18 protein-coding genes and 1 pseudogene are annotated in these 23715 nt (G+C 70.7%); 6 read left to right on the top strand and 13 right to left on the bottom strand.

Annotated elements, in window-relative coordinates:
• Positions 1-284: 284 nt before the first annotated feature.
• From IE271_RS28600 to IE271_RS28590, 3 genes are all read right to left on the bottom strand, one after another.
• Complete coding sequence (locus IE271_RS28600) at positions 285-1637, bottom strand: FAD-binding oxidoreductase (RefSeq protein WP_190193351.1); 1353 nt, start codon at positions 1635-1637, stop codon at positions 285-287.
• 46 nt (positions 1638-1683) lie between these two features.
• On the bottom strand, positions 1684-2436 hold the full coding sequence (locus tag IE271_RS28595) for an SDR family NAD(P)-dependent oxidoreductase (RefSeq protein WP_190193350.1): 753 nt from the start codon (positions 2434-2436) through the stop codon (positions 1684-1686).
• A 93-nt stretch (positions 2437-2529) separates the two neighbouring features.
• Entirely contained in the window at positions 2530-3168 is a 639-nt protein-coding gene (locus IE271_RS28590; protein ID WP_190193349.1) for an isochorismatase family protein, read from the bottom strand.
• A 253-nt stretch (positions 3169-3421) separates the two neighbouring features.
• Here IE271_RS28590 and IE271_RS28585 point away from each other — a divergent pair, with 253 nt between their 5' ends.
• Positions 3422-4027 carry a TetR/AcrR family transcriptional regulator gene (locus IE271_RS28585; RefSeq protein WP_190193348.1) on the top strand — a complete coding sequence of 202 codons (606 nt, stop codon included), beginning with the start codon at positions 3422-3424 and terminating at the stop codon, positions 4025-4027.
• Positions 4028-4484: 457 nt separating this feature from the next.
• Here IE271_RS28585 and IE271_RS28580 read toward each other — a convergent pair whose 3' ends face one another.
• The 10 genes from IE271_RS28580 to IE271_RS28535 all read right to left on the bottom strand — a co-directional run bounded on the left by IE271_RS28580 (position 4485) and on the right by IE271_RS28535 (position 19275).
• Positions 4485-5546, bottom strand: a complete 1062-nt coding sequence (locus IE271_RS28580) for a CU044_5270 family protein (protein ID WP_190193347.1) — start codon at positions 5544-5546, stop codon at positions 4485-4487.
• Positions 5543-6190, bottom strand: coding sequence for an RNA polymerase sigma factor (locus IE271_RS28575; protein WP_229919616.1), 648 nt, complete (start codon positions 6188-6190; stop codon positions 5543-5545). The genes IE271_RS28580 and IE271_RS28575 overlap by 4 nt, the downstream gene beginning before the upstream one ends.
• A 373-nt stretch (positions 6191-6563) precedes the next feature.
• Positions 6564-7529 carry an alpha/beta hydrolase family protein gene (locus IE271_RS28570; protein ID WP_190193346.1) on the bottom strand — a complete coding sequence of 322 codons (966 nt, stop codon included), beginning with the start codon at positions 7527-7529 and terminating at the stop codon, positions 6564-6566.
• Positions 7530-7921: 392 nt separating this feature from the next.
• A complete protein-coding gene (locus IE271_RS28565) occupies positions 7922-11854 on the bottom strand; it encodes a glycoside hydrolase family 2 TIM barrel-domain containing protein (protein ID WP_190193345.1) in 3933 nt (1310 codons plus the stop codon).
• Between the two features lie 498 nt (positions 11855-12352).
• Complete coding sequence (locus IE271_RS28560; RefSeq protein ID WP_190193344.1) at positions 12353-13186, bottom strand: N-acyl homoserine lactonase family protein; 834 nt, start codon at positions 13184-13186, stop codon at positions 12353-12355.
• 142 nt (positions 13187-13328) lie between these two features.
• Entirely contained in the window at positions 13329-13760 is a 432-nt protein-coding gene (locus IE271_RS28555; RefSeq protein ID WP_229919615.1) for a hypothetical protein, read from the bottom strand.
• 250 nt (positions 13761-14010) lie between these two features.
• Positions 14011-14520 (bottom strand): SRPBCC family protein, encoded by a 510-nt coding sequence (locus IE271_RS28550; protein ID WP_190193343.1) that lies wholly within the window; start codon positions 14518-14520, stop codon positions 14011-14013.
• A 578-nt stretch (positions 14521-15098) separates the two neighbouring features.
• Positions 15099-16040: an NADP-dependent oxidoreductase gene (locus IE271_RS28545; RefSeq protein WP_190193342.1), complete on the bottom strand. Its 942-nt coding sequence runs from the start codon at positions 16038-16040 to the stop codon at positions 15099-15101.
• Positions 16041-16152: 112 nt separating this feature from the next.
• The gene (locus IE271_RS28540; protein ID WP_190193341.1) at positions 16153-16989 is read right to left on the bottom strand and encodes a helix-turn-helix transcriptional regulator; all 837 of its coding nucleotides are present in this window, start codon (positions 16987-16989) and stop codon (positions 16153-16155) included.
• Positions 16990-17808: 819 nt separating this feature from the next.
• Entirely contained in the window at positions 17809-19275 is a 1467-nt protein-coding gene (locus tag IE271_RS28535; protein WP_190193340.1) for a non-reducing end alpha-L-arabinofuranosidase family hydrolase, read from the bottom strand.
• A 928-nt stretch (positions 19276-20203) separates the two neighbouring features.
• Here IE271_RS28535 and IE271_RS28530 point away from each other — a divergent pair.
• The 5 genes and pseudogenes from IE271_RS28530 to IE271_RS42375 all read left to right on the top strand — a co-directional run.
• Positions 20204-21634: an endo-1,4-beta-xylanase gene (locus IE271_RS28530; RefSeq protein ID WP_190193339.1), complete on the top strand. Its 1431-nt coding sequence runs from the start codon at positions 20204-20206 to the stop codon at positions 21632-21634.
• 224 nt (positions 21635-21858) lie between these two features.
• Positions 21859-22011 carry a hypothetical protein gene (locus IE271_RS44025; RefSeq protein ID WP_373308854.1) on the top strand — a complete coding sequence of 51 codons (153 nt, stop codon included), beginning with the start codon at positions 21859-21861 and terminating at the stop codon, positions 22009-22011.
• Between the two features lie 20 nt (positions 22012-22031).
• Positions 22032-22268 carry an anti-anti-sigma factor gene (locus tag IE271_RS28520; RefSeq protein ID WP_308435222.1) on the top strand — a complete coding sequence of 79 codons (237 nt, stop codon included), beginning with the start codon at positions 22032-22034 and terminating at the stop codon, positions 22266-22268.
• A gap of 409 nt (positions 22269-22677) precedes the next feature.
• A complete protein-coding gene (locus IE271_RS28515) occupies positions 22678-23517 on the top strand; it encodes a DUF6461 domain-containing protein (protein WP_190193337.1) in 840 nt (279 codons plus the stop codon).
• Between the two features lie 34 nt (positions 23518-23551).
• Positions 23552-23707, top strand: a pseudogene (locus IE271_RS42375) (IS5/IS1182 family transposase); the annotation flags it as partial.
• Positions 23708-23715: the final 8 nt, after the last annotated feature.

Genomic DNA, 23715 nt, shown 5'->3' with positions numbered 1-23715 from the left:
CTGCATAGCTGCGCAGATCGAGGAAGACGTTGTGGGCGTAAGGGTCGAAGAACTCCCGCTGGGCGGCCCAGGAGCGGGAGTCCGGGGCAGGCCGTGCACCCGGACGATGGTGCGGCTGCCCGTACCGGTCCCGTAGAAGGCGATCCCGCCTCCCTCCACGTCGAGGTGGCGGGCCTGGCCGAAGCTGAGCGGAGGCATGGCGGCGTGCTCCGGGCTGGATGGTCACAGCCCGGTCGGGCGCGGCCCGTGCCGATGAGTCGACCCGGCCGCTGCCGTGGGCCGGGTCACCCGGGAAGGTCCGCCGACGGCAGGGCGAAGTTGTTGTCGAAGACGTGGTCGGGGTCGTAGCGCGACTTGAGGACCGTGAGCCGGTCGAGCACCGCGCCGGGGAAGGCGTCCTGCAGCTGTCGCCGTCCGGTGCCCGTCTCGAAGCTCAGGTAGAGCCCCTTGAGGTGCGGGCGGAGCCGCTCCCAGTGCCGGTCGAGGTTCTCGCGCCCCGCCGGCAGGGTGGCGGCCATCAGCGAGAAGTTCTGCGTGCGGTGCGAGTAGGCCATCGCCGTCGGGGGCGTGTCGTTGACCGCCCCGCCGACGGACCGCAGCTGCACCATGGGCGTCCTGCCGGCCACCAGCAGCGACGCGACGGCCGCGGCGGCGGGTCCGGTGAGGTGTTCCAGCAGCCCGGACCGCGACACCGTGAGCGGCTGCTGCGCGTGCTGCGCCGCATGCGTGGCCGGCAGCAGCCGGTGGTACGGAGTGACGAAGGCCTGGTTGTGCAGCACGGGTCCGGCGGACAGCACGGGTGCGAGCGCCTTCCGCGCCGCCTCGGTGTCCGCCCCCGCGTGCACGGTCATCGCCTGGGCGACGGGCCTTCCGCCGGGGCCGGCCATGAGCGTCAGGAAGCTGGTGACCGTCCGGGGTGCCGCCTCGACGGCGGTTCCCCACCGGGTCAGGAACGCGGCGGTGTCCCCGGCGTCGAACGTGGTGACCGCGGCGATCACGTCGCCCACCGGCTCGGCCCGGAACTCGAACGCCGTCACGACCCCGAAGTTGGCTCCCGCGCCGCGCACCGCCCAGAACAGATCCGGGTGGTGATCGGCGTCGGTCCGTGCCCGGGAGCCGTCCGCCAGGACCAGCTCCGCGGCGCGCAGGTGATCGATGGTGAGGCCGTGCAGGCGGGACATGAGGCCGATACCGCCGGTGGTGGCCAGCCCGCCGACTCCGACGTCCCCGGTGTCTCCGGAGGACAGGGCCAGACCGTGGGGCGCGAGCCGGGCGGCGACGTCTCCCCAGCGTGCTCCCGCTTCCACGCGTACCAGCCCGGACCGGGCGTCGAGCACCTCCACGGCATCGAGTCCGGAGAGGTCGACGACGATGCCGCCGTCGTTGGTGGAACGGCCGCTGACGCCGTGGCCGCCGCTGCGCACGGTCAGGGGAAGCTGTGCGGTGCGGGCGTGGGCCAGGGCGGCTGCGACGTCCTCGTGATCGCGGACGCGTATCACGGCGGCCGGTGATCCGGTGCGGGTGTAGGTGTGCCGCACGTCGTCGTAGTCGCCGTCGCCCGGCCGGATCGCGACCGCGGCGAGGCTGTCGGGCAGGGAAAGCCGAGAGGTCGGTGGTGGGCTGTCGACGGTGTGCATGGATGCCTCCGCGGTCTCCGTACAGGGACGGGATCCGCACGTGTCCTTAGAGGGGTGGGGTGGTCCGCACGCCGTGGGCGCGGGTGACCAGGTACTGCAGCGGGGCGTCGGCGTACGGGCCGCTGCGGGCGACGAGCCGGCCCGCGTGCCTGCCGAGGTCCTCGGCGCTGAACCAGCCGGGGTCGTCCGCGCCGATCGCGGCCCGCGGGCGGGTACGGACGGGGCCGATGACGAGCTCGTACACGCGCGGGCCCCGCCCGCCCAGTTCCGCCTCCAGTGAGCGGACCAGGGACTTCTTCGCCGCGTTCGTGGCTCCCACGAGGGCGGCGAACGGATAGGGGATGTCCGCGCTGAAACCGCTCAGGTGCACCAGCGCCCCGTCCGGGGACAGCAGGGGGGTGAGCGCGCGCAGCGCGTGGAAATGGCTCGTCAGGTTCGACGCGATCATCTCCTCCCACGCACGGTCGGAGGTGTCGAGGATGCCGGCGCGCTCCGGGCTGCCCCAGTCGCCGATCGAGATCACGGCGCCGTCGAGCGCGCCGTGGGGCGACAGCTGTGCGCGTACCTTCTCGCTGTCGGGACCGCCGACGTCGACGGCTCGGGTGATCAGGGTGCCGGGTCCGGCCTCCCCGACGTGGTCGGCGAGACCGGCCAGTCGTTCCTCGCTGCGACCGGTGGCCACGACGGTGGCTCCCTGGCGAAGCAGCGCGAGGGTCATCCCCTCGCCGATGCCACCGGTCGCACCCGCCACCAGAACGGTCCGCCCGGACAGCAGCCGGTCCTCCTGTATGTCGCTCATGGGGCGATCTCCTCTCTGTGTGGCGGGCCGGGAACCCGCCACGGGACGGGTGTGGTGACCGGCCGGTACTCGCGGTGCTCGGCGTCGACAGGCTCAGGCGGAGGCGCGCTTGCCCAGCTCGACGGCGTTGCCGAAGGAGCGGGCGCTCATGGCCATGGCCGGGACGTTCTCCAGCATCAGGCGCATGCGGTGCGGAGCGTCGTGGAACTTGGGGTCGAGCTGGAACTCGGCGGCCAGGGAGAACCAGGTCACCGGGACGACACCGGCCTGGACCATGCGCTGCACCGCCGCGTTGTGGGCCTCGAGCGAGGGGCTGGCGGAGGCGTCGACCGCCACGTGCACGCGGTAGCCCTCGCGCAGGCCGCCCAGCGCGGTCTGCAGCACGCATCCGTCGGTGGCGATGCCGCCGATCACCAGGTTCTGCCGGCCCTCCGCCCGGACCGCCTGGGCGAACGACTCGTCCAGGAAGGAGTTGAAGTCGACCGCGCGCTCGATGACCGGCTGGTCACCGATGGCCTCCAGCAGCTCCGGGTACAGCGGGCCGGACGGCTTGCTGGACTGGCCGTTGGTCACCACCAGGCCGCTCTCGTACCACTTCGCGGTCTTCGCCAGGCCCACGACGTTGTTCATGTGCTCCGCGAGGTCGTGGGAGCGCAGAAGGTTCGCGAAACCCACGGCGTAGTCGACGAGAACGACGGTGGTGTCGGCCGGGGTGAGGGGCTCCGGTGCCATGACTGGCCTTCTTTCTCCTGTGGTGGACGTCAGCGACGACGCGGCCGCGGAGCAGACCGAGTAAGCCGGGCTACTTGGTGACCGCTTGGTCACTAGCGAAGGTAGACCCTTGAGTCATTAATGTCCAGACGGTCACTTAAAAGGTTTCTCCCGATCGGATTAAAGGTGACATAACTACACAAATAACTAAGCAAGCTGGCGCACTTACTGACCAAAAGGTCCGCTTCTTAGTAACCCTGTGTACACTTACGGGATGGACACGCCACCCACGAACCTCGACGGCCAGGACGCCGCTCCGGCCAAGAAACGCAGGCGGGACCCGGAAGCAAGCAGGGCCGCGATCCTCGAAGCCGCACGGGCCGCCTTCGCCGAACGCGGCTACGCCAAGACGACCGTCCGCGACGTCGCGCGCCGGGCCGGAGTGACCCACGGCCTCGTCCTGCGGCACTTCACATCCAAGGAACAGTTGTTCCTCGCCGCGGTCCCCAGCCCCCGCACACTCATGGCGGAAGTGGCCGGCGACACCAAGAGCCTGCCGACGCGCATCGCCCGCTCCTACGTCCGGCGCATGGCCGAGAGCGGGGGCAGCGACCCGTTCGTGGCCATGCTGCGTGCGGTGGCCTCGGAGGAGGAGGCCGCCAAACGGTTGTTCACCGCGATGCAGCAGGACAGCCTGGAGATGTACCGGCAGGTGATTCCCGGACCCGAACTGGAGGAGCGTGTGGCGTCCGTGGGCGCCTATCTCATCGGGGTGACGTTCTCCCGGTACGTCTTCGGGAACGGGCCGCTGGCCGAGATGTCGGACGAACAGCTCGTCCGGCACCTCGTCCCCAACCTGCGCGGCCTCCTGCTGGACTGACGACGGCTCCGCCCGAGCACCTTCGCCGCCGGAACGCCTCGGCCCTCGGGGAGCGGCGGAACCGGTTTCGGCACCACGAGCAGCCGTGGTGCCCCACGTCGGCCACCAATGCGATCGCCTGCTCCTCAGAGCTTGTACGCGGCCTACGGCGACAAGGAGAACCTGCTCCGCCAGGGCGTTGCAGGGCTACACGGAAGGGCCCGGCGCCTGCGTCGCCGTGGCGCTGCGGGCATCCACAGCCGGGGCGGGCTTCTCGGAGGCCGCCCCGCGACGAGTGCGACCGCTCTCCCGCCGAGGACCACGACGGCGCCCACGACCACCGCGTGGGGCCGGCAGTTTTCCGACGTCGTCCACGCCGTCTGCGTCGCCCACGCAGGTATCGGCGCGCACGGCCGCGGGGTCGCCGTGGCGGTACGTCCCCGGTGTGCACCGGGGACGTACCGCTCGGCGCCCTGCGTCAGCCGTCGCTCCGCTCGGGCACCGTGCCGTACCGGTCGACGACGGTGTGCTGGATGACGGCGTCCGTTCCGTAGAGTGTGTCCGTCGTGATGCCCCTGGCCTCGTCGTGCGTGATGTAGGAGCGCGAACCGAGGTAGGCGAGGGTGTCCTCGTCGAAGATCCACTCGTCCCGTGTCGCGGAGGAGGGGTCGTCGCGTGTGATGCCGATGCCGTGCCGGCCCACGGCGTCCACGGCGTCGGGCACGACGGTCACACCGGGGATCCGTTCGACCGCCCTGTAGAAGGCGGCGGCGTTCGCGGGAGGCATGACCGTGGAGTACAACAGGTCCCCGATCCTGCTGAAGACGACCTGGTCCCTCGACTCGTCCTCGCCCGCCCCGACCTGGTCGTACAGCAGCTCCAGCAGGGCGTCGGGGTCGGTGGGCAGCGAGGCCAGCCACTTGTACGTGGGACGGTCGATCCCCGCCGCGACGGGGTCCGGTTCCGTGATGGGAACCAGCTGACCGGGCATCACCGCGTCCTTCCCGGTCTGGCGCCCCCACCCGGCGGTGGTGACGGGACCGGGCTCCTGCGCCATCCAGGTCTCGTCCTGGTGCAGGGCCCCCAGGCGCACGGGGCCGGCGAAGGTGCCCGTGTTCTCACGGACCATCCTCTTCATGTACACGAACTGGTCGTCCCGCACCGGTGCCGCACCGGTCGCCATGGCCGCCGTGGCGATCCGGTCGAGGGTGACGGAGGCGCTGCTCGCCGTCGCGGTGCCGGACCCGGCTTCCACGGCCGGCCCTGGGTCGCGGTCACCGCCGAGGACGGTGGCCACGAGGGCTGCGGCCAGTGCCACGGACGCGACGGGCAGCACCACGGCGGGGCGCAGCATCCGGCGGCGGCGTGGCGCCGGACTCGTTCCCGCGGCCGGAACACTGTCGTGGTCGATCTGCTGCATCAGGACTTCCCTGTGACGGAGGTGGCGGTCCGGCGGGAGGTCCCAGTCGCCGGCGGTCGCCAGCAGTTCCTCGGCCTCGCTGAGAGGGAGGCCGGCATCGGGCCGGTTGTCGGCGTTCATCGGGTCTCCTCCTGCACGAACAGAGCCGCGAACGCGGCCCCACTCTCCACCGCTCCGCGGGAGCCCGCCGGTTCCCCCTTCTTTCGGCCGGACGGACCGGAACTGAGCCGGGCCAGTCGCGCACGGGCCCGCGACAGCCGCGAACGCACCGTTCCGACGGGGACGCCGAGTGCTTCGGCCGCCTCCGCGTAGTCCAGCCCGGCGGCCACGCACAGGGCGATCACCTCCCGGTCCTGGCGCCGCAGTTTCCGCAGAGCGCCGTGGACCGCCGCGAGGCGGCGGGCGTCGTCGATCCGGCCCGCCGTCTCGTCGGCGAAGTCCGGGACCGGCGGCGGGGGCGGAAAGCTGGACAGGAAGGAGGTCCGGCGGCGCAGACCGCGGTTGGCGTTGTGCGCCCGGTGGGTGGCGATGCCGAGCAGCCAGGGTTTGAGCGAGCCGCCTTCGGGCTCCAGTGTCTCCCGGGTGCGCCAGGCGGCGAGGAAGGTCTCGGACACGGTTTCCTCCGCCTCCGACCAGTTGCCGGTCAGCCGCAGGGCGTGGCTGTAGACCGCCCGCGCGTATGCGTCGTACAGGTCGGCGAACGCCGCACGGTCCCCCGCCCGGATACGCGCCCGCAGCGGGCCTGTAGGTTCTGTCTCTCTCACACTCAGTACGCTCCGCGCGGCACGGGCCGGTTCCCGTGGTGCTCGTCACACACCTTCGGACTCCCCCGCCCGCCGGCTGCTCTGCTCGCGCCGCTCCTCCGCACGGCGGCCGGCGTCGACGGTCTCCACGGACGACACCGCCTGGGCCGATCCGCCCACGCCTCACCGTGGCACCTCACCATACCGGTGGCGCCGAAAAAGCAGTCGGCCGAGGGCTCCTGCCGCCCCACGGACGACAGCCCGGTGCCGGGGCAGCGCCCGTTCTCCGGTTGTCGAAGTCCCGGCACCGACGACCGGTGGCGCCCCGGTCCGGTCTCCTTCCGCCCGGCCCCGGTCCGGGCGGACAGGCCCGGACCGGGGCGTGCTCGTGTGTCTACTTGCTGTCGACGCGGCCGATCGGATCGGCACCCGTGTTCAGGGCGGCGCGCGCCCGCGCCCACACCCCGTCGGCCGGGTCGAGCGCGCTTCGCAGGTAGGCGGCGCTCAGCCGCTGGAGCACCGCGACACGTTCCGGGTTCTCGTCCGTGGTCTCCGCCGCCTCCCAGTTCGGGATGCCGCCGAGGGAGTGCTCGGCCCCGAAGAGGGTCAGCAGGTCCGTGGCTCCGGGGCTGTGCCTGTAGGCGTCGGTGAACCAGTCCGGGCCGCGGCTGGACATCCTGGACTGGTCACGGTCCCCGGCGACGACCAGCGTGGGGGTGGCCAGCTGCTCGAACGACGGGTTCATGAAGGGGAAGTTCTCCTTCGCGAACGGGTGCAGCTCCTCGCCCCCGATGCCGGTGGCGGCGAGGAGCACCCCCGCCTTCACCCGCGCATCGGCGAAGTCCGTGCTCAGCGATCCGTCCTCCTCGACGATCCGCGCGCCGAGGAGCATCTGCGCCGTCTGCCCACCCCAGGAGTGACCGGCGACCGCGATCCGGTCCCGGTCGACCCGGCCGGCGAGGCCCGGCACCGCGTCCTCGACCGTGTCGAGCTGGTCCAAGATGTGCCGCAGGTCCTCGTGGCGCTGCCTCCAGATCGTCGGGAACACCGGGTGGTCCAAGCCGAAGCCGTGACGACGCGAATCCAGATGCGTCGGCTGGACCACCACGAATCCACGGGAGGCCCAGTACGCCGTCAGCGGCGCGTACCCGTCGAGCGACCACCCGTTGCCGTGCGAGAAGAGGATCACCGGCAGTCGGCTCCCGGTCGCAGGCGCGGAGACCCTCACCTCCAGCGGCACGGCCCTGCCCGGAGCGCTCAGCGGCACGGGCGAGACCGACACCACGGGTTCACCAGGACCGACGATCGACTCCAGCTCCTGCACGATCTTCGAATCGGCCGTGCCGGTGGAACCACTCATGACGCACTTCTCCCTTGATCAGTCTGTCGTCCTCCGCCGCACATAAAGCGGAACGACGCTCCGGAAAAGACTATACGGAGCGACGCTCCGGAAAACAACGTCCTGCGGGACCACCACTCCCCGACGGAGGCCGGCGCGGGCCTCCTGGCCCGCGCCCAGGGCGACGGAGGCATCCGTGACGACGCGACCGTCCTCTCGGCGGTCTCCGGCGAGCCGCCGGGCGAGTGAGCGAGTGAGCAGGGTGGCCGGGCACCGGAGCACGCGAAGGGGACGTCAGGACCCGAGGGTGGCCACGGCCTGCTCGACGAGTGCGCGGATCCTCGCGCGGGAACGGTCCGGGCGCGGCCCGGGCCGCCGGCCGGGAACGGTGGCGGCCCGGGCCTCGTGCCGGGTCAGGCGAACTTCGTCGCCGTCGGGCGCCGGGACAGCCGCATCGCGTCGTCCACGTCCGTCAGGGGGCGCAGCCGGTAGCTGTAGGCGTAGTCGCGGTCGGCGAGGAGCTTGTACTCGTCGTGGGTCTGCGCACCCCAGCTGTTGTCACCGCCGACGCCCATCTGCCGGTGGTTGACCCGCAGCACGACCTCCTCGCGCGGACTGAGCTGGTAGTCGTGGCGGACTCCGACGGACAGGTCCTCGGGGGTGAAGTGGGAGGCGTTGACCTCCAGGAGCGCGTCGCCGGTGACGAGGAGGCCGGTGCCGTCGCGGCCGGTGAGCGCGGCCCAGCGGACGTCGGTCCTGTTGCCGTTCTCCTGCGGGCGGATGTACGGGGTCCACTGGTCGGAGACGGTGCCGGAGTACACGCCGACGTCCGTGCCGTCCTTGCGGTCCCAGTGGTTCTCCTCGGGCCCGCGCCCGTAGTAGCGCAACCGCTCCAGCCGGCCCGGCAGAAGAAGCAGGCTGCCGACCTCGGGGATGTACGGCAGGCTCGACGCGCCCGGATGCAGGGTGTGGTCGACCTTGATCTCACCGTTGCCGAAGACGGTGTACGTGGTGGTGTACGCGGACTCCACGGTGGTGGGCAGGGTGCCGGTGACCTCGATCTCGACGGCCTTGTCGCGCAGGGCGCGGACGGTGACGCCGGTGACCTCGCGGCGGGCGCCCGCGTCGCGCCAGGTCTGGTTGCGGGTGTGCTGGCCGTTGCCCCTGTCGTTGTCCGTGGGCGCCCGCCAGAAGTTGGGGACGGGGCCGTCGGTGAGGAGACGGCGCCCCGCGGCCTCGTAGGAGACGAGGGTGCCGGTCCTCTTGTCGACGGTGGCGGAGAAGTTCCGGCCCTCGACGGTGACGGAGGTGTCGTCCTCGTCGTGGCGGAGGGACGGCACGCTCTCCAGCGGGAGCGGTGTCACCTTCGGGCTGCCGACGTCGACGGGGATCTGCTCCCGGGCCACCTCGAAGCCGGCCTTCGCCCACGGGGCGTGCTCCCTGGTGGTGAAGGACAGTTCCAGGAAGTACTCCGCGCCGGGGGCCGGGTCCCTCGGGAGCGGGACGGGCACGGTGATCCGCTTCCTTGTCAGCGGCTCCACGTCGAGCTGGGCTCTGGTGAGCCTGCCCTGCCGTACGGTGCGGCCGTCGGCGACGAGGGACCAACGGCCGTCGAACTCACGGAGGTTGGTGAACAGGTACTCGTTGGTGAGGGTGAGCGAGCCGTCGGTGAGGGTGTCCCCGCCGGAGGCCGGGGCGGCGTGGATCGCCTGCTGGACGCGTTTGACCTCCGCGGCCTTGCCGGTGTGCCCGCGGTCGGCGGTGACGATGCCGTCGGCGCAGAAGTTGCCGTCGTTGGGGTTGTCGCCCCAGTCGCCGCCGTAGGCGAGGAACGTCCGGTCCGGGGAGCGCTTCTCGGTGTGCTCGACGGTGGCGGCGTCGAACCAGAAGCGGACGCCGTCGTCATCGGGGCCGCGCCCTTCGGAGGCGAGTTCGGCGGCGGTCAGGGGGCGGTCGTAGATCCGGGCCCTGCGTATCGTGCCGCTGAACTCGCGCAGCGGGTTGTCCACGTCGGTCGCGAGGGAGACGGGGGCGGTGGTGCTGTCGGGACGGACGGTGGTGGAGCGGGTGGCCCTCACGGCGCCGTCGACGTACAGGGTCAGGGTGCCGGCGTCGGCGTCGTGGACGCCCGCGAGGTGGTGCTCGGTGCCGGTCCAGTCGTCGGGCAGGGTCCAGGAGGCGCTGATCCACTGGCCGCCGGAGTGGATGAAGAACTCCACGTTGCCGAACGTCTGCTTGAGCGCGTACTGGGTGTCGCCCTTGGCGAGGATCGGCTGGTGGTCGCCGGTGTAGCGCTGGGTGACCCAGGCCTCCAGAGTCATCGAGCCGGTGAGGTCGAGACGGTCGTCGCGGGCGAAGACGGTACCGCCGCTGACGCCCTTGTCGCGGTCGAAGCCGCCCTGGGGCGCGAGGATCTCGCCGCGCAGCCCGGCGGGGCCGGTCTCGGTGAGCAGGGTGCGGGCGGGGGTGCGCCAGTGGAGCCCCTGGTCGGCGAAGTCCCAGATCCAGCCGCCCTGGAGGACGTCGTGGGCGCGGACGGTGTCCCAGTACTTCTTGAAGTTCCCGTTGGAGTTCCCCATCGCATGGCAGTACTCGATCATGACGTAGGGCCGGGTGTCGGAGGTGTCCGCGGCCCGTTCGGCGACGCGGGACGGGCTCTCGTACATCGCCGAGCGGATGTCGCTGATCTCGGGGCGGTCGTCGCCCTCGTACTGGATGACACGGGTGGTGTCGTAGGAGCGGATCCAGTCGTGCATGGCGACGAAGGTGCTGCCGCCGCCGGCCTCGTTGCCGAGGGACCAGATGACGACGCAGGCATGGTTCTTGTCGCGGTGCACCATGTTGCGGGCGCGGGCCAGGCACGCCTCGGTCCAGTCGGCGTGGTCGCCGGGGTACTCGCTGTTGATGCCGTGGGTCTCCAGGTTGGTCTCGTCGACGAGGTAGAGCCCGTACTCGTCGGCGATCTCCAGCCACAACGGGTTGTTCGGGTAGTGCGAGGTGCGCACGGAGTTCAGGTTCATCCGCTTGATGACCGTGGCGTCCTTGACCATGTCGGCGCGGGTGAGGGCGGTGCCGCGGTCGGGGTGCATCTCGTGCCGGTTGGTGCCGCGGAGGGAGACGGGCCTGCCGTTGATGCGCATGAGTCCGTCCTTCAGGGCGAACTCGCGCAGTCCGACGCGGTGGGAGAGGGTTTCGATCACCTTTCCGACCGGGTCGCGCAGGCGCAGGACGGCGGTGTAGAGGTTCGGGTGCTCGGCGGACCACAGGCGGGGGTCGGGGACGGCTCGGGCGGCGGTCACGGTGACGTCCTCACCGGAGCCGGCGGAGCCGAGGTCGGCGGACTGGTTCAGCGGCCGGGACCAGACGGCGTGCCCGCGGTCGTCGTAGAGCTGCGTCTCGACGGTGTACCGGCCGCTGTCCTCGCCGCCGTAGGCCCGCACGCTCGCGGTGACCTTCAGTCCGGCGCTCGTGTACCCGTCGCCGAGCGGGGTCTCCAGTTTGAAGTCCCGCAGGTGGACAGTGGGGGTGGAGTAGAGGTAGACCGAGCGGAAGATCCCGCTCAGCCGGATCATGTCCTGGTCCTCCAGCCAGTCGCCGTCGCTGTAGCGGTAGACCTCGACCGCGATCTGGTTGGTGCCGGGCCGGAGGTGCTCGGTGATGTCGTACTCGGCGGGGGTGTACGAATCCTCGTGGTAGCCGACGAGGTGACCGTTGATCCACACGTAGTGGGCGGACTTGACGCCCTCGAAGTGCAGGAAGGTACGCCGCCCCGACCAGTCGCGGGGGACGGTGAAGGTGCGTCTGTACTGGCCGACGGGGTTGTAGCGGGTGGGCGCGGCGGGCGGCTGCGGTTCCTCGCCCCGTCCGTTGGGACCCCAGAACGGGTAGGTGATGTTGATGTAGACGGGGGAGTCGTAGCCGTGGATCTGCCAGGCGGAGGGGACGGGGAGGGTGTCCCAGGAGCGGTCGTCGAGGTCGGTGCGGTGGAAGTCGGGGTCCCGGTCCTCGGGGCGGTCGCTGTGGGCGAACCTCCAGATGCCGTCGAGGCTGAGCCGGTACGGGGAGCGGGTGCGGTCGGCGGCGAGCGCCTGCCGGAGGTCGCCGTACGGCATGAGGGTGGTGTGCGGGGGCTCGGCGCCCACCTGGAAGGTGGCGATGCTGCCGTTCCACTCCGGGGTGGCGGCCGTGTCGCCGGCCGCGGTCCGGCCGGTGGCGAGGGCGGTGGCGGTGGCGGGGGTGGCGGAGAGGGCGAGCCCGCCGAGGACGGCGGCCGTGCCCTCCAGCAGACGACGGCGGCTGACGAATGCCCCGTGGGGCCCCTCGGACGGTGTGCGAGCTTGTGACATGAACGTAGCCTTCCTCGGTGCGACGGGGCGCTGCCCAAACGAAGGTGCGTCTGATTCTGTTCGCTGTTGTCGGTCAACCGAACTCAGCCAGTCACACTAGAACCACGGATACAAGGCAATCAATGCTCCTGTCAGACTCTGTGGGTTTCCGGACCCGACTGCGGACGCGTACCCTCCGGTGCCCCGGGCCTGCGGCGGGCGACCGCGTCGGGCGGACGGCACCACCCGCCGCGACATCCCCCACCGGCTCTCACCACCGGCACCGAACCGAGGGGTGGTCGGTGGTGCGACATGCCGAACCGGCCACGCCGTCACGCCGGAGTCGCGCTGTCGTCGGGCGGCGCCGCGCCCCCGCGGCGCCGCCACGGAGGCGTTCCTGGAACTGCTCGACGAGCGGCGCCCCTCGCCGCGGACGCGGGCCGGTTCGAAGGGGCCCGGCCTTCCCGACCTGGGGCGACGTGTCCTGCCGAGGAGGTCGCGGCCGGACGGCGCAGCCCTTCAGTCGAGGTACTCGGGGAACGCCGGCAGCGAGGCGAAGTCCTCGGGGTCGTGCTGGATGACGACCCGGGCGTTCGTGTTCGCCACGATGCTCCGGAACCGCCGGGACGACGCCAACGACTCGGCGCGGCTGGTGTTGACGCCGGGGACCAGGTCCTTCTCGTAGTTCTCGCGCGTGTGGAACACGTCGCCGGACAGCAGCACCGGCCCGGAGTTCGGGAGCCTGACGAGCAGCATCGCGGAGCCCGGGGTGTGACCGGGAGCCCGCAGGATCCGGACGGTCCCGTCCCCGAAGACGTCCCGGTCCCCCTCCAGAGGTTCGAGACGGACCGCGTTGAGCGGCGCGATCGACGGTGCCTCGACGCCGAACGGTGTCGGGTTGCCGCGTGCCCACGCCAGCTCCGCGGCCGAGACGAGGAAGGTCGCGTCCTTGAACAGGGGGATGTTGCCGGTGTGGTCCTGGTGGAGGTGCGAGATTCCGACGTAGTCGATGTCGCCGGGCCGGAGGCCCAGCTCCGCCAGCTGTCCCGCCAGGGTGCGGGGCTGGGTGAAACGCCCGCCGAACTTGACCTCACCGCCGGGCACGGAGGCCAGACGGTCGCCGTTCCCGGTGTCCCAGATCATCCACTGGGCGTCGTGCCGGATCAGATAGCTCGGTGTCGGAAGCTGCACGGACCGGCCCTCGTACTCGCCGGTGTCGGAGAACACCGCGGCGTCGTCGAACTCGGTGAGCCCGCCGTCGAGCGTGTAGAGACGTACGACCGGCGACCGGCCGGCGCCGCTTCGGTCCCGGGCGTGCTCCCTTTCCTGGTGGAGAGTCTCGGAGTGCGTCATCGTCATCACCGTTCCGTTCGTCCGTGGTGAGGTTGTGCGTAGTGAGGTCGTGCCTGGTGAGGTCGTGCCTGGTGAGGTTGTCCGTGGTGAGGCGCTGGGTGCGTCCGGCGCCTTCCCCGGTCGTGTGCTCGCGTCCGGCGCGTCACGACGTCCGGTCGACGATCGGGTCGTGAACGGCTTCGAGGACGCCGTCGAGGGCCGTGGTGTCGCTCTCCACCCGCATCTCGCCCGTGCTCAGGAAGCGGCGGCGTGCGGCGTCGTAGTCGGGATCGGTGCTGTACAGCTCGTTGAGCCGTCGCGCCGCCGCGGCCGTGACCTCGACCGTGACGTCCGCCCGCTCGTCCACGCGCACACCGACCCTGAAGGACGGCTGCCCGTGGCTGACGTCGAAGCGGATGCCCTGGACGAGGCCCTCCGGCAGTTCGGTCCCGTCGGTGTACCGCTCGACCAGCGACACCGTGAGATCCGGTGGGAGCCCGGCGTCGAGCGCGGCCTCGCACATCATGTCGCCCGCCATCCGGAACCAGTCCGCGGTCCCCTGACGTACCTTGTGCGTCTTTCCCTCCGACGCCATGTCGTTCGCTCCTTTCGGTGTGGCGGTCCTGACCGGACCAGCGATCCGAAGTCTCCGGATCGTCGGTCCGATCAGATGGATCAGCGATCCCCTTACGCGGTGGTGAGTCGGGCCGTGGCCCCCGCGCGCCGACGTCCGGCTGGGCGACGCCGCGCGCGTTCGAGGGGGCCGACCGCGCGCGGCATGGGCCCCGGGCCTCCGGCCCAGGAGATCGGCGCCTCCGCACGCCTGCGGTGGACCGGAGGCACGCCTATGCGCGGCTCTTCTCCGCTTCGATCACCTGGACGCATCGAGCGAGGGCGGCCACCATGTACCGGCGCCAGAGCGGGGCGAAGGGACCCGCGAGGATCCAGCGGCGGCCGGGCAGTGGCTTGAACTCGTAGGTCCATCGAATGAGCGAGCCGTCACCGTCGGGACTGACGTTGAACTCGCCCCGGACGCCGGCCGCCAGGCGGGAGAGGACGTTGGTGAAGTTGGTCAGCTGGTAGGCGAAACTGGACCCTTCCGTGTATTCGGTGAGCTCTTCGTCGACCTGTGATCCGTCGTCGAACTGCGGATTTCTCCGCGGGCCCGCGTGGTCCCAGGTCTCGGTCTGGTTCGCCACGCTCGAGACGCCGGGGAACGGCGCCACCGGGCGGAAGACGGTGGGAAGGTCGATGGGTGCCAGGATGCGGAAGGTTTCCGGCGGTCTCTGTCGGGTCCGCTGTTGGACCGTGATCGCGACGGTCCTGTCGGTCGGGCCGATGAGGAGTGTGGTCATGGTTCAGCGCTCCGTGGTGTGAGGGCGGGACGGTCGGTGCGGCCGTAAGGGCCGCCGCCGTGGACGGTGGCCGGGTCGGGCTCGTCGAGCGGCGCACCCGCGGGGGGGTGGAAGTCCGGGGCGTGGCGGTGCTCGGCCGGCAGCACGGCACGCCGCCGGCGGGGACACAGTGGGAGACCGGTCCGTCGGACAGGTCGGTGCGGCCGAGGACGCAGCCGCGGCCGTGGGTAAGCAGCACCGCCGGACCGGATGCGGCGTCGGCCTTCGCGTAGCAGCGCATGGTGACCCGTGTGGTGCCGTCGGCCGTCGCGTACCAGCGCACGGCGACCCGTCTCGCAGCCGTCGGCCGTCGCACGGTGCTTGTGATGCCTGCCGGTCGTCACGTCGGTGGGCATCGGCCGGGCCGCCGACGGGGCATCGCCGTTCGGCTCCCCTGTGGCGTGGCGCGTGGGAACGTCACCCACCGCCCGGGGGGATCGGCGTTCCCCCCTGACCAGGGCCATGGGGGGCGAACACCTCGGTGAACTCGGAGTCGAGGCCGAGTGGTCGGAGTCGAAGCCGAGTGGGACGGCTGCCGCCTAACGGGAGGCGGTGGCCGGGGGAAGGACGACGACCTTGCCGGAGATCGCGCCTTCGGCCGCTTCGGCGTGCAGGGCCGGCAGGTCGGCCAGCGGCACCCGCCGGGCGATGTCGACGCGCAGCTCACCGGCGTCGACCAGCTCCACGAGCCGCGCCAGTTGGGCGGCGTCGCTGTTGACGAAGAGGTTGACGCCGCGCACGCCGCGCTGCTTGTCGGACGGCGCGGCCATCCACACCGTCGTGTTCACCACGATGCCGCCGTCGCGGACCACGGAGGTCAGCGCGGCCAGTTCCATCGGCTCGACCGGCGCGAGGTTGAGGACGACGTCGACCACCGCGGAAAGCTCGGGAACCCCGTGGCCGAACACCTCGTCGGCGCCCGCCGCCCTGACGCGCTCGCTGCTGCGCGGGCCGGCCGTGGCGATCACGTGGGCGCCGGCGTGCTTGGCCAGCTGGACGGCGTAGCCGCCGACCGCACCGCCCGCGCCGTTGATCAGCACGCGCTGCCCCGCGGTCAGCTTGGCGTGGTCGAAGAGGGCCTGCCAGGCGGTGAGCCCGACCAGCGGCAGCCCGCCCGCGTCGGCCAGCGGGATGCTCTTGGGCGCCGACGTCAGCGTCCCGGCCGGTGCGAGGACGTACTCCGCGGCCGCGCCGGCTCCGGTCATCGGTAGGAAGCCGATCGCCTCGTCACCCACCGCGAGGCCGTCGACACCCTCGCCCAGCGCTTCGACCGTCCCCGCGACGTCGATGCCGGGGGTGTGCGGCAGGGTCACCGGGATGGGGCCCTGCATGAAACCCGCGCGGATGTTGCCGTCGACCGGGTTGAACGACGTCGCGGCCACCCGGAGCAGGACCTCCCCCGCGGCGGGGACCGGCTGTTCCACGTCCTCGTAGCGCAGGACGTCCGGAGCGCCGTACTCGTGGAAACGCACTGCCTTCATGGCAGATACCACCTTTCATCGATGGAAAGTGCTTCAGATTTGAAGCATTGAGGGGCCGGAGCACGCTTCGGTCTCGAGGCGGTGCTTCCGGGTGCGAGAGGGCCGACAGGGCTCAGCGGTCCCGGACGCCGACGGTGGCCAGGAGCTTGAGCTTGCCGTGACTGGGAGAGCCAGGCACGGCGGTGAACACCAGCAGCGTCTGGTACTGCTCCGGGTCCAGCAGCATCTCGGCGTACAGCTCCAGCTCCCCCAGCTCGGGGTGCAGGTAGCGCTTGAGGTCGTGATGGTGGGTCACGCCCACCTCGTGCAACCGCCAGATGTTCGCGAACTCCGGACTGGTCTCCAGCAGTGCCGCGACGATCTCGCCGGCCTTCCCCGTGGGATCGGCTGTGTAGGCGTCGCGGATCTCCGCGGCGAAGACCCTGCCCCGCACCGGATGGTCCTCGACGGGATAGAGGCCGCGGATCAGCGGGTCGCCGGTGAACCAGCGGTGGGCCAGGTAGCGCGACAGACCCAAGTACCGGGTGTAGTCGCCGAGCAGCGCGACCGCCGGGGGCGTCTGCAGCAACGCCTCGCCGAACCGTGACAGCACGATCGCGGGCACGTCCGAGAGGCTGGAGACGATCCGCATCATCGTGGGACTGATGTGATCGTCACGCAGGATCCGCCGCGGCGCCGAGAGGCCGCCGAGGACGAAGAGGTGGTCACGCTCGCTCTGGTTGAGACGCAGCGCCCGGGCGAGCGCGACGAGGATCCGCTCCGACGGCGCCGGACCGCGCTGCTGCTCGATCCTGCCGTAGTAGTCGGCCGACATGCCGGCAAGCGCGGCCACCTCCTCGCGCCGCAGCCCGCCGGTGCGGCGTCGCGGCCCGCGGGGAAGCCCGACGTCCTCCGGCTGCAGCGCCTCACGACGCGCGCGGAGAAAATCCGCCAGCAACGCCCGGTCCATCGTCCGACCTCCTCTGTTCGACAAAGCAATCTTGACGCGAACCGGGATGCGGATGAAGGGCAGCTTCATCCGGGGACAAGTTGTCCCTGGCTGAGCTGCGGTGCGCGGGCAGCCGGGCCCGCAGGACGTGGCGGCCTCCGCCGGTACCCCTCACCGGCGCTCGCCCCCGTTCCCCGTCGGCGTCCACCGCGGAACCGACGAACCGCATCGGCACGTTCAGGACGTCCCCCGTCGGACCGGCCCGCAGCTACCCAGCACGGGTTCACCCCGGCGGCTTCAGCATCGCTGCCGGGCCGGGCGGCTCATGATGACGGGCATCGCCCACCGCGCCATGGCCTCGGCGGTGTCGCTGCGCCTCTCGTGGTCCAGGGTCGTAAGGCGGGGACGCATCAGCCACCCGGACGTCCGCGACCATGACTGTCAGCAGCAGGCTCAGGGTGTCGACCACGATGTGCCGCTTGCGGCCGTTGGTCTCCTTCCGCCGTCGGAGCCCCGCGCGACGGTCGGCACGGAGGCGGCGGCCTTGACCGACTGCGCGTCGGTGGTCCCCGCACTCGGCTCCGCATCCCGCCCGGCAGCCTTGCGCTTGCGCACCTGTTCACGCAGCCGGTCGTGCACCGCTTCGACCAGGCCCGTGTTCCGCCGGCGGCGGTGGAAGGCACGGACGCGGCCCCAGGCAGGCAAGTCCGCGGGCAGCGTCGCCGGCCCCTCGCTCCGTCGCCGTATGGGCGCTTTCGTTGCCGCCCACTCGGGCGGGCTCGGCCTTCCGCCGAGCCCGCCACGCCGTCTCCCTGTCGGAGGCGGATCCGTGTCCTGCCGTCAGCGCTGCAGTGTCAGCAGACCCGGACGGTAGGGCAGGAGGCCGTAGTCGCCGCCTGAGCTGGGGCTGCGTCCCTGGTAGAGCAACTGCAGATTGCAGGGATCGACGGTCATGGTCTGATCGGGGCCGGTGCGGAGCAGTTCGCCGTGGCTGATGTCGTTGGTCCAGGTGGCGCCGCTGTTGGCCTTGCCGGCGAAGGGGTTGCTCTCGGTCGTGGCCTGCGGGGTCCACGAGCCGTTCAGGCTGGTGGCCGTGAACGAGCGGAAGTAGCGGCCCTGCGAGCCGATCGCCTCGACGATCATGAGGTAGCGGTTCTGGCCCTGCAGCTTGTAGACCTGCGGGGCTTCGAACAGGTTGTTCGTCGTATCGCTCATGACCACGGTCGAGGCCGTGCCGAAGCTGCCCGGGAAGTTCCCGATCGGCATACTGGCCCGGTAGATCTTGCCGTTGTCACCGGCGAAGAACAGGTACATGTTCGTCCCGTCACCGATGAGCGTCTGGTCGATGGGGCCTGTCGGGGAGCCGGTGATGCTCCCGGAGAAGAGCACCTGCGAGGACGACCAGCCATTCGGGTTGGTGGGGTCGCTCGACGTCCGGTAGGAGAAGGCGGTCCCGCCCCACTGGTAGGCGAGCACCCAGATGTTCTTCGGCGCGAAGTAGAAGAGCGTGGGCGCGACGGTGGCACTCGACATCGTGTTCTGGCTGGCCGAGGCCATCTCCGACCAGTTGGTGAACAGGCCGAAGTTCATCGAACCCCAGCTCGTCCCCGTGTCGTGCGTCGTCGCGTAGACGAGCTGCCTGCCGTTGTAGGGGGCGACGGTGAAGTCCTTGAGCGAGACCCATCCCTGCTTGGGCTGTGCCAGCGCGCCCGTCGACGTCCAGCGGTATGTCGACGGAAGGCCGCACTGGCCGGGGTTCTCGGCCCCGACCCGGACGAGCTGCCACTGCTGGTTGGCGCCGCCCCAGTCGTCGTACTGGACGATGTTCGCGTTGTCGGCGGTGGAGGCGCCCTGTACTTCGAGGGCCTTGTTGCTGTGGCGCGAGATGAGCCTCACGTAGCCGTCCGGGCTGTCGGCCAGCCGCCACTGCTGGTTGGCGGCGTTCAGGTCGGTCCACTGGACGATCGAGCCGCCGTTCGCGGTGGACCAGTTGTAGACGTCCAGCACCTTGCCCGAGTGGCGGGACTTGAGGCGGTAGTAGCCGTCCCCGGAATCGACGAACTGCCACTGCTGCTGGTTCTGGTCGTTCCTGGTCCACTGGGTGATGCGGGCGCCGTCGTCGGTCGCCATGTTGTAGACGTCCAGAGCCTTGCCGCTGTTGCGGTTGACCAGCACATACCAGGCGCTGGTGTCCACGGTCGCCGCGCCGGCGGGCTGGGCACCGAGGAAGGTGGCCACGAGCAGCAGGGGTGCGAGAACGGCGAGTAATCGTCTTGGACGGACCGGTGACGGGTGGCGGAACCGCATCAGAGGGCCTCCTTCGGTGGGCGGGGGTGAGGTGACCTCGATGAACCACGGAGCAGACGTGCGGAGGGGGAGCAGTCTCGAAATGTTTCGAAGAATTTTCCGAAGCTTTGACGCCACAAGCTAGGAATGCGGGGCCCTCTGGTCAAGGCCTGTCGCCGATCTCTTCACAAACAGTGCCGCCCCCTGCGGGCTTGACACGCTGTCGCGCCGAATGGGAACACCCAGGAAGCTCGCGCTATGAAGCGCCAGTCCAAGGGTCCGCCGCGGAACGGGCAAGCAGCGTCCGCATACGCGTCCTGGCTCCGGCCCAGGCCCTACGGCACGGAACGATGGGGCGCCGGAGGTCCGCCGTCCGGCCTGACTGCATACCGAAAGGTTCGAACGTAGAACGGAAACTTTTTCTGCGGGGAGTATTGACGGTCCATCGTCATCACCTCAATCATCCCTGTCTGGGAAACCGGCCTCGGTTCGAGATGCCGAACCATGTCTGCCTGAGCAGTCTGTGCTGCAGGGCAGATCCACGCACAGCCGCACGGCAGATCCACGCACAGCCGCACAGCCGCACAAAAGATCCGCGCACCGAAGCACCCGCGTCACCCCGTTTCGTTCCGGTGAGGTTCGCACCAGCGCATCCTGGCTCTTCGCTCAGTCGAAGAGGTACGTGACGCCGCGTGACGGCCCCCCGGCTGAGCCGCGATGGAGTACCCCCATGCCCCGTCGAAACACCGCCGCCGCCCGCCGTACGTCACCCGACGGCCGGCGGGGTGCCGTCCATGCCGGTTGAGACCGCCCCGGTCCCGTGACCGCGGTGCCGGGTGATTCCGTGCTGCCCGGGTTCCGGCACGCTCCGTCCGCCGGCCGAGTGGGAGCACAGACGCGTTTCCCTGCGCTCCAGTTCTTCCGTGATCTCTACCTTGGAGGCACAGCCATGGGCTCGTACGCCCTTCCCAGACCCGTTGGCCGCCGTAAGATCCGCGGCCTGCTGCTGGCGCTGCTCGTCGGCGTCCTCGGCGTGGTCACCGCACTGGTCACGCCGCCGACCGCGCACGCCGCCGAGAGCACGCTCGGCGCCGCGGCGGCGCAGAGCAGCCGCTACTTCGGCACCGCCATCGCCTCGGGCAGGCTGAGCGACTCGACGTACACGTCGATCGCCAACCGTGAGTTCAACATGGTGACGGCCGAGAACGAGATGAAGATCGACGCCACCGAGCCGCAGCGGGGGCAGTTCAACTTCTCCTCCGCCGACCGCGTCTACAACTGGGCGGTGCAGAACGGCAAGCAGGTGCGCGGCCACACCCTGGCCTGGCACTCCCAGCAGCCCGGCTGGATGCAGAGCCTCAGCGGCAGCGCACTGCGCCAGGCCATGATCGACCACATCAACGGCGTGATGGCCCACTACAAGGGCAAGATCGCCCAGTGGGACGTCGTGAACGAGGCCTTCGCCGACGGCAGCTCGGGGGCCCGGCGCGACTCCAACCTGCAGCGCACCGGCAACGACTGGATCGAGGTCGCCTTCCGCACCGCGCGCGCCGCCGACCCGGCCGCCAAGCTCTGCTACAACGACTACAACGTCGAGAACTGGACCTGGGCCAAGACCCAGGCCATGTACAACATGGTCAAGGACTTCAAGCAGCGCGGCGTGCCGATCGACTGCGTGGGCTTCCAGTCGCACTTCAACAGCGGCAGCCCCTACAACAGCAACTTCCGCACCACCCTGCAGAACTTCGCCGCCCTCGGCGTCGACGTGGCCATCACCGAGCTCGACATCCAGGGCGCCTCGGCCACGACCTACGCCGCCGTGACCAACGACTGCCTGGCCGTCGCGCGCTGCCTCGGCATCACCGTCTGGGGGGTGCGCGACAGCGACTCCTGGCGAGCGTCGGACACGCCGCTGCTGTTCAACAACGACGGCAGCAAGAAGGCCGCGTACACCGCCGTCCTCAACGCGCTCAACGGCGGCACCTCCACGCCTCCCGCGGACGGCGGACAGATCAAGGGCGTCGGTTCGGGCCGCTGCCTGGACGTGCCCAGCGCCAGTACCACCGACGGCACCCAGGTCCAGCTGTGGGACTGCAACAGCAACACCAACCAGCAGTGGACGTACACCGACGCCGGTGAACTCAGGGTCTACGGCAACAAGTGCCTGGACGCCGCCGGCACCGGCAACGGCGCCAAGGTCCAGATCTACAGCTGCTGGGGCGCCGACAACCAGAAGTGGCGCCTCAACTCCGACGGCTCCATCGTCGGCGTCCAGTCCGGCCTCTGCCTCGACGCCGTCGGGAACGGCACCGCCAACGGCACCCTGATCCAGCTCTACTCCTGCACGAACGGCAGCAACCAGCGCTGGACCCGCACCTGACAGAGCCCGCCACGAGCGGAAGGGTGCATCGGTGACGGCCCCCGGCGCGGCCTCCGTCGTCCCTTCACGGAGACATCGCTGGTAGTCCCGGGTCGCCGCCGTGGTGGCGGCGACCCTCGCGATCGGCGTGCTCGCCGCGTGCGTCCGGCGCCCGCCGAGGGGGCGACGGTGGACACCCGCGCCGGTACGTCCCGGTCGATCGCAACAGCGGCAAGGCGGTGGAGGTGCAGGGCGCCTCCACCGCCGACGGCGGCAACGTCGCCCAGTACACCGACTGGGGCGGCGCCGACCAGCAAGGGCGGATGGTCAAGCTGTCGTCCGGTGGCGGCGGATGCGGCAGCGCCCCGGCTCCGACGAGCGGGACGCACACGAGCTGACGGCCGCAGAGGAGATCGACATGAGCAACATCAACACCCTCGCCAAGGTCCTGGACGGCGCCTCCGGACCGCTCGTACTGAACCTGACCGCGGTGGAATACCTCGACAGCGCGGGCCTGAACGTACTGTTCGTGCACGCCGACCGGCTGGAGATCGTCGCCGCTCCCCTCCTGGCCCCCGTACTGACCGTCTCCGGACTGGCCGATCCGGCCACGATCCGCGGCCTGCACTCCGAGGACGGTCCTGAGCGGCACTGAGGCTCCTCGCCGTAGAGACCTCCCCGCCCGTGCCCGGCCCGGCGGACACGGACGCCGTCCGCGGAGGAACGACCACCGCCCACGCCCGGACAAGGCCCCGGCATCACCGCGTACGACCGGCGCCCGATGTCTTTGTCCGCAAGGCGTGAGGCCGCCGAGAAACCGCCGGTTTACCGCGTGTGCCGGGCGGCTGCGTGAAGACGCGGAGTGCACGCGAGCTCGTCCGGACTGTCGAGAAGTGCGTCACGCGCTTCCCGGCACGATGCGGCTGACGCCGAAACGACCGTACGGGCTCGTCACACGGTCACGCTGCCGACACGGACTCGGCGGGGCGGCCCGAGGACCGACTCCAGCCGGAAGAACCGGCTAGCACCGGGCGTTGTCAGCGGCGTCGGGCACACTGCGCCGTATGAACACGGTGACCGCGCACGACTACGCCTGGATCCGCACCTCGCCGCTCTTTCGCCCCATGATGGAGAGCGGATACACCCTGACGCTGGTACGAGGGCGGACCCCGCGCGAGGTGCTGCGCACGATGGAGGCGGAACCACGCGGCACGGGGGAGGGAACGGCCGGGCTGATCGAGGCGGACGACGCTCACCGCGCCGAGGTGGACGACTACTGGGACGAGTCCTACGTCGCGGGCGCCTTCAGCGCTTCGGGCGAGAACGGTGACTGGACACTCGTCCTGGGCCTCGACAGTGGTCTGGGGATCGCGGCGCCGTGCGTGGAGACGCTGTCGAAGGGCGGCCGGGTCGTGGCGCACTCGACCAACGGCGGCAAGCCCATCGACCTCTTCCACTGGTTCGAGGACGGTGAGCTCCGTACGGCGTTCGAAGGCCCCTCGTCGCGCGACGGCACCACCCCCGATGAACTGGTTCCCCTGCTGCGGGAAGTCGGCTTCCCCCTGACCTTGGAGGGAGAGCACGACGAGAGCGCCCCGGACGTCGACCGGAAGGCGGCGGTCCTCGCCCTGACCGAGCGACTGACCGGCATACGCGTCACCGAATCCCTCCTCCGGGACGCCACGTACGTGCTGGGGCTCGTCCCCGAACAGCCCGCCGAGGAATGGACCGGCGTGGTCATCGACATCACCGATGCTCAGGGGGAGCGCCTGTACAGGGAATGGAGCTACGAGGAGATCGCGGCGGCGTCGGACCGCGTACGGGCGCAAGCGAACGCTCCGGTCGTGGTCACCTACAACGGGCCGCCGGCCCCGGACCGTTCGGAGCACGAGACGGGCGCGTAGCGAGCATGCGCGTGGAGGGTGCCCCGGCGTACTCCGCCACCTGCGGCGACGCCGGATCGAGCACACGATCCCCGAACCGGGGAACCAGCGGGCCGGCCGGCGGCACAAAGGCGGCAGGGGCGGCCGGCCCGCCGGCTTCGGCAGGACGATCCACCGACGTGGGAACGAGGTGCAGCGGACGATCAGCCGGAGCGGTGG

Origin of the sequence: Streptomyces minutiscleroticus (assembly GCF_014650875.1) — a bacterium.
GTDB classification, from domain to species: domain Bacteria; phylum Actinomycetota; class Actinomycetes; order Streptomycetales; family Streptomycetaceae; genus Streptomyces; species Streptomyces minutiscleroticus.
Note: the sequence above shows the minus strand (reverse complement) of the source record. Positions and strands in the feature narration are given on the sequence as shown.

Excerpts from the sequence above, each read along its gene's own strand:
- IE271_RS28545 (WP_190193342.1), bottom strand. The coding sequence starts at position 16,040 with ATGAAGGCAGTGCGTTTCCACGAGTACGGCGCTCCGGACGTCCTGCGC.
- IE271_RS28520 (WP_308435222.1), top strand. The coding sequence starts at position 22,032 with ATGAGCAACATCAACACCCTCGCCAAGGTCCTGGACGGCGCCTCCGGA.
- IE271_RS28555 (WP_229919615.1), bottom strand. The coding sequence starts at position 13,760 with ATGGCGTCGGAGGGAAAGACGCACAAGGTACGTCAGGGGACCGCGGAC.
- IE271_RS28530 (WP_190193339.1), top strand. The coding sequence starts at position 20,204 with ATGGGCTCGTACGCCCTTCCCAGACCCGTTGGCCGCCGTAAGATCCGC.
- IE271_RS28570 (WP_190193346.1), bottom strand. The coding sequence starts at position 7,529 with ATGAGTGGTTCCACCGGCACGGCCGATTCGAAGATCGTGCAGGAGCTG.
- IE271_RS28585 (WP_190193348.1), top strand. The coding sequence starts at position 3,422 with ATGGACACGCCACCCACGAACCTCGACGGCCAGGACGCCGCTCCGGCC.
- IE271_RS28565 (WP_190193345.1), bottom strand. The coding sequence starts at position 11,854 with ATGTCACAAGCTCGCACACCGTCCGAGGGGCCCCACGGGGCATTCGTC.
- IE271_RS28580 (WP_190193347.1), bottom strand. The coding sequence starts at position 5,546 with ATGAACGCCGACAACCGGCCCGATGCCGGCCTCCCTCTCAGCGAGGCC.
- IE271_RS28560 (WP_190193344.1), bottom strand. The coding sequence starts at position 13,186 with ATGACGCACTCCGAGACTCTCCACCAGGAAAGGGAGCACGCCCGGGAC.
- IE271_RS28515 (WP_190193337.1), top strand. The coding sequence starts at position 22,678 with ATGAACACGGTGACCGCGCACGACTACGCCTGGATCCGCACCTCGCCG.
- IE271_RS28595 (WP_190193350.1), bottom strand. The coding sequence starts at position 2,436 with ATGAGCGACATACAGGAGGACCGGCTGCTGTCCGGGCGGACCGTTCTG.
- IE271_RS28590 (WP_190193349.1), bottom strand. The coding sequence starts at position 3,168 with ATGGCACCGGAGCCCCTCACCCCGGCCGACACCACCGTCGTTCTCGTC.
- IE271_RS28540 (WP_190193341.1), bottom strand. The coding sequence starts at position 16,989 with ATGGACCGGGCGTTGCTGGCGGATTTTCTCCGCGCGCGTCGTGAGGCG.
- IE271_RS28550 (WP_190193343.1), bottom strand. The coding sequence starts at position 14,520 with ATGACCACACTCCTCATCGGCCCGACCGACAGGACCGTCGCGATCACG.
- IE271_RS28535 (WP_190193340.1), bottom strand. The coding sequence starts at position 19,275 with ATGCGGTTCCGCCACCCGTCACCGGTCCGTCCAAGACGATTACTCGCC.
- IE271_RS28600 (WP_190193351.1), bottom strand. The coding sequence starts at position 1,637 with ATGCACACCGTCGACAGCCCACCACCGACCTCTCGGCTTTCCCTGCCC.